Here is a 12,612-nt window from a genome sequence, read left to right as displayed (position 1 = left end):
TATCTAGTAAAACCCTAGAGACCCCCAACTGCTATCTACTGATTTATAGGGAATTGAACCTCGGTATCCACCAGGTATCGCCTGGTATTTCAACACCTCAGTGGCCCCATACTCAGTGGTAAAATAACCAAATACAATCAAGCTCTTTAGCAACTTAAATATCGTTGTATCTTGCTCAGTAAAGCCCATACTCTGATTCTCAATCGACGCCAGAATTTCTACCTGCGCAGCGGAGCGCAATAAATGAAAGTCATGCTTAAAATGAGTCTGGCTTGTACGTGTCATTTTTTCTAATAAACCAATTGCTTGTACTTGCTGATGCTGTGAGTACACTTTATTCAGTTGATGATCAACAAAGCCATGAACATCCAATTCACTGGCCGATAAAGTCTCGGTTTTGGGCATAATTAGGTCACATATGCACTTAAGCATTTGCATGTGTAATTGCTTAAATACCATGGCATCTTGCGCCGTACTGTCTTCTTTGGCCCGATAAGCTAGGGCTGACGACAACCCAGAGCCATCAATAAGCTGTGCCGCCGTCGCACTCCCAAGCAAAACCGTAAAGCTGTGCATAAAATGCCGCCTGTTATTATCAATACCTACTGTTTCACTCATTGCTGTACTCCTATGCAACATCTTCATTTTGCTCAAAATTATTATTTTTACGTTGGTACGCCAATAAAATGGAAAAGGCAAATATCAGTACACATGGAAATATCATCAAATACCCGAGTGTTGTTTGCCCAGCGATCAGTTCAGCTTGAGCTGCTGATAAGTTACGCTGCAAAGCGTATTCTCTTGATAGGTCAATCCAATTTCCTATGACGGGGCTCCAAATACTGACCGATAGCATGCCAATTCCCCCCATAAGAGACAATCCTATCGCCCCTGTTTGTGGCAATTTTTCGGCAACAAAGCCCAACATTGTAGGCCAAAAGTACGTCACGCCAAGCGCAAAGAAAAAGGCTGCAATGTACACTTCAACGCCAGATGCAACACTCATTAAAAATATGCCCAACGTCGCAAATATAGCCGAGACAAGTAACACACCAGTCGCATTAAGCGCATGTACTAAGGGGCCAGCAAAATAACGACCGACCGCCATTAACCCAGTTACCATTGCCATAATTGCCATTGGGCTTGCACCCGACGCCCCTAATATTCGTTCAATCCATTGCTGTGTACCAAGCTCTGTTACCGCAGTTAAAGACATACAAAAAGCCATAAATATGAATAGTGGTGAGAGCAAACTCTTTACGTTTACAACCGTAGCAGCTTGTACTGTTTGAGTGCGTGGAAAAGTATGACGTACGATTAAATAACCATAAATACCGGTAGGGATGAACATAATCGCGATTTGGCTTTGCCAAGATAGCGCTAAATGCGACATCCCCATCGCAACACATGCACCTATAACAATGCCACCAGGAAACCAGACATGGAAGCGATTGAGCATGGTTGTTTTATTATTTTTATACAGCTGCACAACCAAAGGGTTGCACCCAGCTTCTACCGCACCGTTTGCAAAACCAATACAAAAACTTGAAATGATTAACGACCAAAACCCGACAGCATTGATGGTTAACGCCAAGCCAATAACATGTCCGATAAACGCGACCACCAACAATTTTTTTGCGCCCAGCGTATTGTACAACAACCCACCAATAACAGTCGCAACAGGAAACCCCAAAAAAGCCATTGCGTTAACCCACCCAAGCTCGGTGTCCGTGAGCGCGAAGTCTTGACTAAGCTGGGTTAATATTGCAGCTCTAATCGCAAACGTCATAGCCGTGACCGTTAACGCTAAACAGCAAGCAATAAACAGTTTATTTGACTGAATATGATTCATTGTTTTACTCCATTAGGCCCAAAATTTGGCGATTCAATTGACTGTCAGCTTGACTCGATGCAAAATCATCAAACGCACGCTGTGCAGGTTTAATAAGGTGCTTATTGATAAATGGCGCGCCCTCTTTGGCGCCTTCGTGCGCATCTTTTATACAACACTCCCATTCAAGCACCGCCCATCCATCAAACCCATATTGAGTCAGCTTGCTAAACACTTGCTTAAAATCTATTTGCCCATCACCTAACGAGCGAAAACGACCGGGCCGATGTTGCCAATCTTGATAACCGCCATATACGCCACTTTTGCCATTCATTCTAAATTCCGCGTCTTTAACGTGAAACGCTTTGATACGCTCATGGTAATGGTCAATAAAAGCGAGATAATCAAGCTGCTGCAAAACAAAGTGGCTCGGATCATAAAGAATATTTGCAGCTGGATGCGCATTTGTTGCTGTCAAAAATCGTTCAAACGTTGCCCCGTCGTGTAAGTCTTCACTCGGGTGTAGTTCAAAACACACATCGACACCGCGGTCTAAAAATGTGTCAAGAATAGGAGTCCAGCGCTTGGCGAGCTCCGCAAACCCTTCGTCAATTAGCCCACTTGGCCGTTGCGGCCACGGATAAACACTTGGCCACAACAATGAGCCTGAAAAACTGGCATGTGCAGTGAGTGCCAATTTCTCACTGACTGTTGCCGCCATCTTCAATTGTGCAATGGCCCACTGTGTGCGTGCCTGTGCATTCCCTTGGAACTCAAGGGGCGCAAAGGCATCTAACTGTTTATCATACGTAGGGTGAACCGCCACGAGCTGACCTTGTAAATGCGTTGAAAGCTCACTGATCTGCAGCCCTAAATCTTGCAGAGTCCCTTTGACTTCGTCGCAATAACTGTCACTTTCATACGCCAGCTCTAGGTCAAAAATGCGTTTGTCCCACGTCGGAAGTTGTACCGATTTATAACCTAAATCAGCAACCCATTGGCCGATTTCTGATAAAGAGTTAAATGGCGCTTCATCCTGAATAAACTGTGCTAAAAATATTCCAGGGCCTTTTATTTGATTCATATTGACCTCGGTGTGGGCACCAATGATATTGGGTGCCATTTCTGTGTTGATTGGCTCGCGGCAACAACATGTTCAATGAATGCCATACCCCTAACAGCATCTGAGATGTCTGGTATGTCAAAGTTATGCAGGGCCGTAGCATCCCCCTGTTCGAAGGCACGGATCTGCATCGTAAAATTTCGATATATATTGGCAAAGGCTTCAATATATCCCTCAGGATGTCCACTGGGTAAACGCGTCGCCATTTTCGCCTGCGTGCAAAGACTGGCCATACCGGTTCGGATCACTTGTGTTGGGTGAACTGCTGATTTTAACAGTAAAGTATTGGGGTCAAGTTGGCTCCACTGCAGAGACTGATGCTCTCCGTATACGCGCAAAGTTAAATTATTTTCATCTCCAACCGCCACTTGACTGGCAAGCAAAACGCCCTTTGCGCCATTATTAAACTGCAATAACACACTGCCATCATCATCAAGTACTCGGCCTGTTTTGCTGGCGGTTAAATCTGCGCAGATTGCCGTAATATCTGAACCGCTCACATACTCAGCAAGGTTAGCAGCATGAACACCGATATCTCCCATGCAGCAACTCATACCACTGCGCTGTGGGTCGAGTCGCCACTGAGCTTGCTTGTTATCGTCATCCACCGCCAACCAGCCTTGACTATATTCCACAACCACTTTCGTAACTCGACCAAAATCAGTTTGCTTTACAAGGTGCTTTGCTTGTTTGATTAATGGGTAGCCCGTGTATGTATGTGTCAGTCCATACAAACGCCCAGACTTTTCCACCAACGCCTCCAACAGCAATGCTTGTGTTAAATCAAAAGTGGCGGGTTTATCACTGAGCACATGAAACCCAGCTTCTAGTGCCATTTTAGCAACAGGAAAATGTAAATGATTCGGCGTGACCACAACGACGAAATCCATTTTTTGTGAAGAGGGTAGTTTCGCTTCTTCAATGAACATTTGCTGGTAAGAACCATAGCATCGAGCAGGATCTAAATTTAAGCTTTGTCCATAGCGCATAGAGCTTTGTTCATTGGCGCTAAAAGCACCACACACTAACTCTATATCACCATCTAATGAGGCGGCCATACGGTGTACTGCACCAATAAACGCACCATTGCCTCCCCCTACCATCCCCATTTTTATTCTTTTCACGGGCTGTTACTCATTTTTTCATTTTATTCTTTAACGACCAGTCTATGATTTTGTCACTTATGTGGGTAAGATAAATTCAGTGAACTATATAACTAATTCAGCGTCATGTCATTTTAAGCTCCGACCAAAAATAGAGGTTACAAAGCGATGGAAAAGAACGATAAACAACTAATTTTTATGGAGAAAATGGGGGTAAAACAAATAGCACTCATGTACGATTTCATTCCAGACATTTTATTTTGGGTGAAAGATTCTAAGCACCGCTTTATATATGCGAACCATACTTTTTTAGAGCACATGGGGGTTTCACGGCTAGAAAATATTATTGGCAAGAATGATTTTGATTTTTCGCCGCCTCATGTTGCACGCCAATTTATTCAAGACGATAACAATGTACTCAAAGGGGAGCGCGTCACTGAGCGGTTCGAAATGAATCAAACCAAAAAGGGAGATTTAGCTTGGTTTACCACCACAAAAAGACCCATTTTTGATGACAAGAATAAGATCATCGGCACTTATGGTATAACACGGCATTTACAGAAAACTTCAACCACGCTCGCCAATATTGACGCCATAAAAACACCGGTTGAATTTATCCGCACCAATTATCACGATCAGATCACTGTCGAACAACTTGCTGACATCGCTCACCTGTCAGTTAGTGCACTCGAGCGACGATTTAAAAAACACCTAGCTAAAACCCCTAAGCAATTTTTGATTGAGATCAGATTAGAACAAGCACGCAAACTACTTATCGAGACAACGCTGCCCGTGTCATCCGTGTGTTTTGACACCGGATTTGTGGACCCTAGCTATTTCAGTAAGCTATTTAAGCGGTTTTTCGGTATGACACCATCACAGCTGCGTACTGATAGCCAAATAGATCTTTAATAAAACAAGCATGAGTGAACGACTTTATGCCTTGGGTTTAAGATTTTTTATCACCGTAAAGAATGACTATGTGAGCGTATTTATAATACTTCCAATCACCGGTTCATATTTTCGAAAATACACCGTTTAAAATGATTAAAGCAAGGCTTGCAGCGCTTCACCCCCGCATATTACATTTAAAAAATGCTTTAAATATAGAGGCTTAAATTTTGCTCCGATGCACACATTCAGCTATAGTTACGCGTAATTTACAGTGTGATAAAAAAGAGTTTAGATGAAAGATGAATTTATCAGGGATGGCATAAGAGGTAACCTCACTGTCAAAAGTTTTGTACCTGCTACCAATATCGGAAAATTTGACCTTAAAGTAGAACCACACAAGAAAAAAATCACGGTTATTGTTAAAGTTTTTTATCGATTTATTGATAATACCCAAGATGAACTCACTTGGACAATGATCCAAAAAAGCGATTTCAAACGCGATACGCGTCGTGCCATTATCGATAAATGGTCAGATAACTATAAAATTCGTTGTATCAAACAAGGTTGGGAAGAGTTTGTCATGAATATTGACTTTGTCATTGCCCAAGTAAACAACCCTGCCTATTGCCAATATGTTATTGAAGTAAAAAAACTTGCCCGATATAAATCAAGTGGCGGCATAAATCACGGTGTAACCCCACATGTGTGTGGTGTGAACAACTTCGCCAACGAAGTTGATATTACCAAAAATCAAGAATACATTTTTAATTACAAAGAAGGACTGATCCGCGCCGGATTACGAAGTTTATTGCCAGCAGGCGATGGGGACTATGTTACTTTTTCAGCGAATCAACATATATTACCATCAAGTATGAAAACCTACCTAGATCGCTTTCTTGCAATTGTAAGAATGAGACGAACATCTGATGTGCTGGGTATAAAAGCGTATATCATCGGCCTAAAAGGCAAAAATGATGGCACGTTTACACACAATTTAGAGTCCAATCGTGCCACTGCAATTGCTAACTACATTAACACCCGTATTACAGGCGACAACTTTGCCATTGCATCAGATACCTCTGAACAATGGGCAAAAGACGCCGTTAAATTTCTAAAAACACGGCCACGTAACCACACCACATCAGGCCAAGATGGGGGGGCACTCATTGTTATTCGAACGCCGAACAACGTCGAACGCACAGTGCCTCACAAATACATAGTTATGACACACGAATTTGGACATATGCTTGGCTTGCCCGATGAGTACCTTGGCATTCACAGTAACTCTACTCTATCGAAAATCCAACTTGATCGTGTTTGGCCGGTCACTTTAGCATCCACCTCAGTGACAACCGGGTCCGACCGTTTGCGTTTAATGCAAGATGGTTACACCCAAATGGTCACACAGGCGAATATTCCACTGCCAAATTTAATTTCAACCACCACCATAGCCAAAAAACCAGAAGCAAGGTATGCGCAGCAAAAAATAGATGAAAAAAACGACCTACACTCTACACGCAAACGACAACTTAAAGATAAATTCGGTCAAGATAACTGGATCTATAAGAAATATAAGAATTCTCACCCTTACCTGTCTGGTCCCCCTTTGTTAACCGCTATTTCAAATAGTATTATGCACAGTGGTAGTGATATTCAAAAAGCCCATTTTGTGACTATTTGGTCTGCACTTTGCAACGCGACTAGCGACCACCTACAGTGTACCGACTGGGAAATTATAGCCACTACTTGATGGTAATTACCGATTAAAATAGCCACATGCATGTGGCTTAATACGGCTTTTAATACATATTGTTAAATACATTATTGCGCTACTAAGCGATTCATTAGACTCTCAGATGCGCATAACTCAACGCCAAAAATGTCGGCAGCATAGAGTGTGACGAATGGAATTTATGCCAATATTGTTATCTTGTATAAATACGCGATATTAAGGTGAAAATATCAAACCTTGCAATAAAAGACCAAATTGCCCCACCTAAAAAACGTGTTGCTTTTGTATAGCCTAGCTCTGAGCCTATCAGCTATCAGCAGCACAATTGTTACAACCGAAATTCAATGCCTTAGAAGACGCTATTTCCTATCTAATCACTAATATTTCCGCCATAAATACTTGCTTAACGTACAGTTGCAGCTATTTTTACTTTTGTAAGAATAATTTATAACTCCCTGCAATTACACAAGGAATTTCATATGTTATGGCCTGTAAAAAAAGTAACGTGGAAAGTTATTCTAGCTGTCTCCACTTTCAGTTTATTTAATACCTCTAGCGCCTTCGCTGAAGTCGCTATCGTTGTTCACCCCAGCAACGCCTCTTCATTTGATCAAAAGCACATTAAAAAGATTTTTTTGGGTAAAGCCAAGTCTTTCTCCAATGGCCGATCTGCGATTTTAATCAGCACCAGCTCTAAAGACCCTGTTACCGACGAATTTAATAAAAAAGTGATTGGTAAGTCGAGCAGTCAAGTGAAGGCCTACTGGTCTAAGATCTTATTTACAGGTAAAGGTACTCCCCCACAAGAAATGGGTTCAGCCAGCGATGTAATTGCGGCCGTCGCATCAAATCCCGATGCAATTGGTTATGTCGACGCAAGCGCAATCTCAGACACCGTTAAAGTTGTAGCCACATTTTAAGTAGAGGTATGATTATGAAAAAATTACTCACTGTTACTTCTAGTATCGCGATGCTCGTTTCATCAAGTGCTTTTGCTGAAATGCGGATCAGTGGTTATGGATCCGTTATCGCAGGTAAAACACTCGGCACCGTTGATGACCCTTTAAACCCAGGTCAAACACGAGATGAAATACTTACCGCCGATTTTTACGATGTTGGTCAATACGATAACGATATTAGTATTAAACCTGAGTCTATCTTTGCTGTTCAAGGTGTCATGGACTTAGCCGACAATTTTTCTGTCACTGCACAACTAGTTGCCAAAGGCATCGATGATTTTGAACCCGAGTTTGATTGGTACTACGTGACCTACCAAGCGACTGACGATCTAACATTGATGGCTGGTCGGCGTAATATACCCATGTACTATTTTTCTGAGTTTTCAGAAGTGGGTTATGCGTATCCGTGGATGCGCCCACCGTCAAATTTGTATTGGTGGCAAGTTACCCAGTTTAATGGCATTAGTGCACTGTATGATTTTGAAATAGGTGACTATTCAAATACATTAACGGTATTTTACGGGAATGAATATTCAGACGATAATGTAGAAATGTTGTATTACAACAAACTTTACGGGGGCAATGCTCGAACTGTCAATGAGTTTTGGACTGACATTACCGGCATGAATTGGAATATTTCAGGCGACAACTTTGATGTGCGGTTTGTCTATTTTCAAAACGATCGTGATAGAGAAACGATTCAGCAAGATGGCAGCATCGACCCATACACACCTTTTTCACAAACCTTTATCGGTGTTGGCGGCAATGTTTCGTTAGATCAATTTACCTTATTGTTTGATGTTAACTTTGTAGAATATGATGATGAAGTTGGCACTGAATTTCCAACTTACTTACTGTCACTAGTATACAATTGGGATGACTACCAACCTTATATATCCTATTCAAAAGCGGATCAAGAGCGAACAAAAGTGCCTACGGAAGACTTAGAAGAACACTACGTACTTAGCTATGGTGTTCGCTATAACTTCCTGCCGAACGCCGCATTTAAAATACAGTATGACAAATTTGTTGACCAAGGAGATAAAGCAACAGGCTGGGCATATCATGGAGATGCACGCGCTATCAGCCTAGGCGTAGACTTTGTGTTCTAAGCGTTGGTATTGTAACTTGATGTAAATAAGAGCACGACACATATGCTACCAGTGAGTCGTGCTTTTTTTTCACGTTAAAAGGAGAATCAAATAGGGCATTAAATGACTTTAGTTCTATCAATCGCATGATATTATTTAAACCTGAACACGTGATTTCTTTGAGTGTTGATAGGTGTGTAACTCCCCTCTAAAAATGAATATTACCGCCCCATACGTTCATGCAACCAGGTTCAAGGTAACGTTTAAAAACAGAGTTAGATGAAAAAAGGCCTAGCCTGTCTATACAAAACCCGACAAAGGCACGGTATATAAACCGCTTGGGTGTATTCAAATTAGGGTGTATGGGCTCGAAGCTCATTACGGGCACTGAAATAACAGTTAAACCCGGATATATGTCAGAGCAACGCTTTATTGCAAATGGGTCAAACGTCAAACAGTGGCAGCGACGAAATGAAAAACGAGGTAGTTTATTCTACCCCGCCAGAGTTATTTTGTTTGACACACTGTGAGTGCCCATATATGTCTTTGTTATTTCTCAGTAAAGGTTATTCAATTTCTTCCTAAAGGAATATTTCAGCCCAGTGCTTTTCCCAGCAGTCAGTCAATCCAAACATTTTATTTTTTACATGCATGTCGGCTCTACAATCTAGCCAGTTTTGCGATTGAAGTTTCGCCGAGCGTAGCGCTCTTGAAACATTGTTTGGAAATTTTTGATTCGTGTCACTAACCAGATAATCATTTATTAATTTGGTTAGTTCTGCACCTGAACTATATTCTATTCCCTCAATTAGTCTAAGCCTCAAAGCACAGAATATTAGAGGGATATATTCAGTCCCTAAATAATTACAATCATCAAACTCGTACTCCAATGACTGTACAAAATCTCGATGATCAATTTCACACTCCCTTGTTGCTACTAGCTCAAAATTTTCATTTTCATCTTCATCATCTTCAAATTTCAAGCATTGCTGTCCACCAATCTCAGTATCACTTTTTGAAGTAGGTTCGCTGTACTTAGTTGATTGTGAGTTTGTAATATCAAATTCACTCAAACTCATGAATAATTCTTGAACTTTTCGCTCCGTGAGCTGTAATTCTGAATGAGACAGGAAGCCTTCTGTTAAAGTTTGCTCTTTTATTAGCTCTTTGCTGAGATACTCTCCAGTCTTTTGAGGAAGACTTGAATTAACAATAATATCCAACCCTTCTTTAAATATTAGAGACTTTTTTTGGTCTGTCATACAAGAAATAACAAGATCAAATTCATCTTTTATTGAGTCAAAATCAAGTAAAGAGTGAAATGGTAAGTCAACAGAAATTAGGGACTGATATGTCCTATTTTTGATTATTTGGTTTAAATACAGTAACCCTAAGGGCGATAACCTATAAGTACCATCGTAATCTAACTCAAAATTTTCAATTGACTCTGCTTCGGATGGTATTTCAAGACATTCAATCAACCTTTGTTTTACACACTCAGTTAAACTTGCAGTGATCCACCCCCTTTGGTATCCGTATAACTTCAAAAAGTCAATTATTCTATTTACAGGAACGCCATTTGTTACTTCCCCTGCCTTCAAAATGCTCAAGAATGCAATCAACCTTAGCTTCAGAAAATACGCTTGATTTACATTTTGGTAGGGGATAAATAAATTAGGTAGTGTGGGCTTTTCACCTATTTCGGTAGAGGCCATTAAAGCTGCGATGACCTCACTGCTATTCCAAATATCTGTAGAACCTAGCTGCCGATGAACACGTTTTAACAGCTCGTAAAAATATCTAATATTGTGCCAAGATATGGATGACAATGTTTCTAAAATATTATGACCATCCGAAGATATCTGAACACTTTTTTTAATAGCAGATGCATGTTGTCTCATCCCCTTTAAAAAGTCATCGTAATTTCCATATCTCCTGCGCCATTCTTTCTTTCGATAATCATCATCTAGCTGAGTTTCTATATATTTTATACGTTTAGAAATTAACTTTTCAAAATCAGGAGCTTTTAAATGAATAACTTTATCATCAGATCTTACATCAAGAAATCCACCACTTTTATTTTTAAAGAAGGTAAATTCCCTAAGTGTTATTATCGTCTTTGCTCCAGTAAATGAAGATATTTTGTGTGACAATGCATACATTTCTTCCTGAAACTTTTCATGAGCACGATCTACGTTATCTATAATCAAAATAACCGAGTTATTTTCGCTAGTTAACTGTTTTAAAGCTCTTAACACAAAATCTTCAATATCTTGTTTCTTACTAGAAATTAGTTCAGCTTCTTGTTTGATAAACTCGTGAGGTGCAACTGAAAAGTAGTCACGATATTCGCCATATTTTAATTGCTTAATTTCTCTGTAATATATTTTTCTTAAATATTCTTGCTCAAAGACATTTTAAAATTTTTCTTCTAGGAACTTATAAATGAGCTGAAAGATAATATTGCGAGCATTAATATTAGACCTACTCACTTCATTTATTAAATCAATTAATATGGGCTTTGCTAGGTTTCCTTTTTGCTGTCTAGCTTCCACTAAGCACTTTGTTACTAATGTACTCTTACCGCACCCTACAGAACCAGTAATAATTACAACTTGCCCACTATTACTATCATTTAGAATTAACTCTTTGCTTTGTCCCGGCTCAAAATCATCAGTTCCTAATGGCAAAAATTTAGGCACACTGTCTTTTAATAGACGTTTCAACTCTCCTCTGTATTGATCTAGTTTTGAATCGCTAACAAAACAAAATTCCAGCATGTTTCTTTTATTGGACTCTGTAATTTGCGAGAAAAAATGTTCATAAAAATCTGAAAGGTATGCTGCTTTTATATCACTCTGCCATTGGAGAGAGCTATAATCCGAGCGTAATATTCTACATACCTCTGAAGGCTGGTAGTTTATATGTGATAAATACTCTTCCAATTGACAATCATTGAAAGCATTTCTTGAGACTAGATCCCAAAACAGGTCGAACTCAAACTTCTCCGAAAACATATTCCCTTAGCAGTATCAATACTTACACCGGGTAAGGTTAAAAGTTGCAACGCTACCCATTCAGCTCCGTTTGTAAGCAGTGCAAATGGAACTTTTGTTTCAATACAATAATCTTTTGCTTGCTCAATCACATCAGAAAAGGAGCTTTTAAACGCTCTTTTGAAATAGCGTACTTCATACTCACGTTTTAACAGCTTGGATTTAGCTGTTCGAAAGGTATCACCTATTCTCTTTGCTTCGACTACTAATCTAGGATTGTCATCGATTGTTAGTAAATAGTCAGAAAAGCCAGCTTTAGGTATATAAGTCTCAGGATTAAAGCTTGATTTGTCCCAGCCTAATATTTCCAAGATTTCATCAATTAACAGGAGCCTTGTCTTAGCTTCATTTGACGAATAAAGTAAATCTTCCTTTCCTTTATAAGAACAAACCAGCGATTCAAACTTTTTGAAAGCTTCTTCACGATTCCTTAGTTGCGCCATCCGTAACACCCCGATTACTTTTTATAGTTACAATTAAACAAACTTTGTTCAACTATACAAGTAGTTATAGCTATATTAGTTATTCAATATTCTTTAAACAGATTCACATCAATTCTGCTAAAACAAATATTCATAAGAGAACCTACTGATGACACCCATTCAAAAATTAGAACCTACTGATGACACCCATTCAAAAATTAAGCCAGCTCCCGAAGAATATCACAAGCATATCGCCTATTTCATAAATTTAAATTTGAAATATAAGCTGTATACTCAACAGCATACAAAAATGATATCACTCAGAGGGCATGGTTAATCCACCATCTTAATGCTATGTAGTCTTTGATTAGAGTATGTTGGGGGGTTATCTTAATAGAGCA

11 protein-coding genes are annotated in these 12,612 nt (G+C 39.9%); 4 read left to right on the top strand and 7 right to left on the bottom strand.

The genetic code is table 11. The features are described 5' to 3' along the window. Nucleotides 1-3: 3 nt before the first annotated feature. The 4 genes from PAUR_RS22020 to PAUR_RS22005 are packed head-to-tail and all read right to left on the bottom strand — an operon-like array spanning nt 4 to nt 4,063. Complete coding sequence (locus PAUR_RS22020; RefSeq protein ID WP_192509861.1) at nt 4-618, bottom strand: gluconate 2-dehydrogenase subunit 3 family protein; 615 nt, start codon at nt 616-618, stop codon at nt 4-6. Between the two features lie 10 nt (nt 619-628). Then, nucleotides 629-1,852 carry an MFS transporter gene (locus tag PAUR_RS22015; RefSeq protein WP_192509860.1) on the bottom strand — a complete coding sequence of 408 codons (1,224 nt, stop codon included), beginning with the start codon at nt 1,850-1,852 and terminating at the stop codon, nt 629-631. 4 nt (nt 1,853-1,856) lie between these two features. Further along, nucleotides 1,857-2,915 (bottom strand): sugar phosphate isomerase/epimerase family protein, encoded by a 1,059-nt coding sequence (locus PAUR_RS22010; protein WP_192509859.1) that lies wholly within the window; start codon nt 2,913-2,915, stop codon nt 1,857-1,859. After that, nucleotides 2,912-4,063 carry a Gfo/Idh/MocA family protein gene (locus PAUR_RS22005; protein ID WP_192510172.1) on the bottom strand — a complete coding sequence of 384 codons (1,152 nt, stop codon included), beginning with the start codon at nt 4,061-4,063 and terminating at the stop codon, nt 2,912-2,914. The genes PAUR_RS22010 and PAUR_RS22005 overlap by 4 nt, the downstream gene beginning before the upstream one ends. A 162-nt stretch (nt 4,064-4,225) precedes the next feature. On the opposite strand from PAUR_RS22005, the gene PAUR_RS22000 reads away from it, so the two are divergent. The 4 genes from PAUR_RS22000 to PAUR_RS21985 all read left to right on the top strand — a co-directional run bounded on the left by PAUR_RS22000 (nt 4,226) and on the right by PAUR_RS21985 (nt 8,754). Next, nucleotides 4,226-4,969, top strand: coding sequence for an AraC family transcriptional regulator (locus PAUR_RS22000; RefSeq protein WP_225738548.1), 744 nt, complete (start codon nt 4,226-4,228; stop codon nt 4,967-4,969). A 274-nt stretch (nt 4,970-5,243) separates the two neighbouring features. Next, the gene (locus tag PAUR_RS21995; RefSeq protein ID WP_192509858.1) at nt 5,244-6,701 is read left to right on the top strand and encodes a hypothetical protein; all 1,458 of its coding nucleotides are present in this window, start codon (nt 5,244-5,246) and stop codon (nt 6,699-6,701) included. A 461-nt stretch (nt 6,702-7,162) separates the two neighbouring features. Next, nucleotides 7,163-7,603 carry a substrate-binding domain-containing protein gene (locus PAUR_RS21990; protein ID WP_225738547.1) on the top strand — a complete coding sequence of 147 codons (441 nt, stop codon included), beginning with the start codon at nt 7,163-7,165 and terminating at the stop codon, nt 7,601-7,603. Between the two features lie 14 nt (nt 7,604-7,617). Continuing rightward, entirely contained in the window at nt 7,618-8,754 is a 1,137-nt protein-coding gene (locus tag PAUR_RS21985; RefSeq protein WP_192509857.1) for a hypothetical protein, read from the top strand. Nucleotides 8,755-9,314: 560 nt separating this feature from the next. Here PAUR_RS21985 and PAUR_RS21980 read toward each other — a convergent pair. The 3 genes from PAUR_RS21980 to PAUR_RS21970 form a co-directional block, all read right to left on the bottom strand. Next, a complete protein-coding gene (locus tag PAUR_RS21980; RefSeq protein ID WP_192509856.1) occupies nt 9,315-10,991 on the bottom strand; it encodes a hypothetical protein in 1,677 nt (558 codons plus the stop codon). Nucleotides 10,992-11,150: 159 nt separating this feature from the next. Next, nucleotides 11,151-11,678: an ATP-binding cassette domain-containing protein gene (locus PAUR_RS21975; RefSeq protein WP_192509855.1), complete on the bottom strand. Its 528-nt coding sequence runs from the start codon at nt 11,676-11,678 to the stop codon at nt 11,151-11,153. Nucleotides 11,679-11,707: 29 nt separating this feature from the next. Next, entirely contained in the window at nt 11,708-12,232 is a 525-nt protein-coding gene (locus PAUR_RS21970) for a hypothetical protein (protein ID WP_192509854.1), read from the bottom strand. Nucleotides 12,233-12,612 lie beyond the last annotated feature (380 nt).

Origin of the sequence: Pseudoalteromonas aurantia 208 (assembly GCF_014858725.1) — a bacterium.
In the GTDB taxonomy this organism is placed as follows: domain Bacteria; phylum Pseudomonadota; class Gammaproteobacteria; order Enterobacterales; family Alteromonadaceae; genus Pseudoalteromonas; species Pseudoalteromonas aurantia.
Note: the sequence above shows the minus strand (reverse complement) of the source record. Positions and strands in the feature narration are given on the sequence as shown.

What these genes read in the sequence shown, in the direction of transcription:
- PAUR_RS21970 (WP_192509854.1), bottom strand. Translation starts at nt 12,232, where the DNA reads ATGGCGCAACTAAGGAATCGTGAAGAAGCTTTCAAAAAGTTTGAATCG.
- PAUR_RS21995 (WP_192509858.1), top strand. Translation starts at nt 5,244, where the DNA reads ATGAAAGATGAATTTATCAGGGATGGCATAAGAGGTAACCTCACTGTC.
- PAUR_RS22020 (WP_192509861.1), bottom strand. Translation starts at nt 618, where the DNA reads ATGAGTGAAACAGTAGGTATTGATAATAACAGGCGGCATTTTATGCAC.
- PAUR_RS21990 (WP_225738547.1), top strand. Translation starts at nt 7,163, where the DNA reads ATGTTATGGCCTGTAAAAAAAGTAACGTGGAAAGTTATTCTAGCTGTC.
- PAUR_RS22015 (WP_192509860.1), bottom strand. Translation starts at nt 1,852, where the DNA reads ATGAATCATATTCAGTCAAATAAACTGTTTATTGCTTGCTGTTTAGCG.
- PAUR_RS21985 (WP_192509857.1), top strand. Translation starts at nt 7,618, where the DNA reads ATGAAAAAATTACTCACTGTTACTTCTAGTATCGCGATGCTCGTTTCA.
- PAUR_RS22010 (WP_192509859.1), bottom strand. Translation starts at nt 2,915, where the DNA reads ATGAATCAAATAAAAGGCCCTGGAATATTTTTAGCACAGTTTATTCAG.
- PAUR_RS22005 (WP_192510172.1), bottom strand. Translation starts at nt 4,063, where the DNA reads ATGGGGATGGTAGGGGGAGGCAATGGTGCGTTTATTGGTGCAGTACAC.
- PAUR_RS22000 (WP_225738548.1), top strand. Translation starts at nt 4,226, where the DNA reads ATGGAAAAGAACGATAAACAACTAATTTTTATGGAGAAAATGGGGGTA.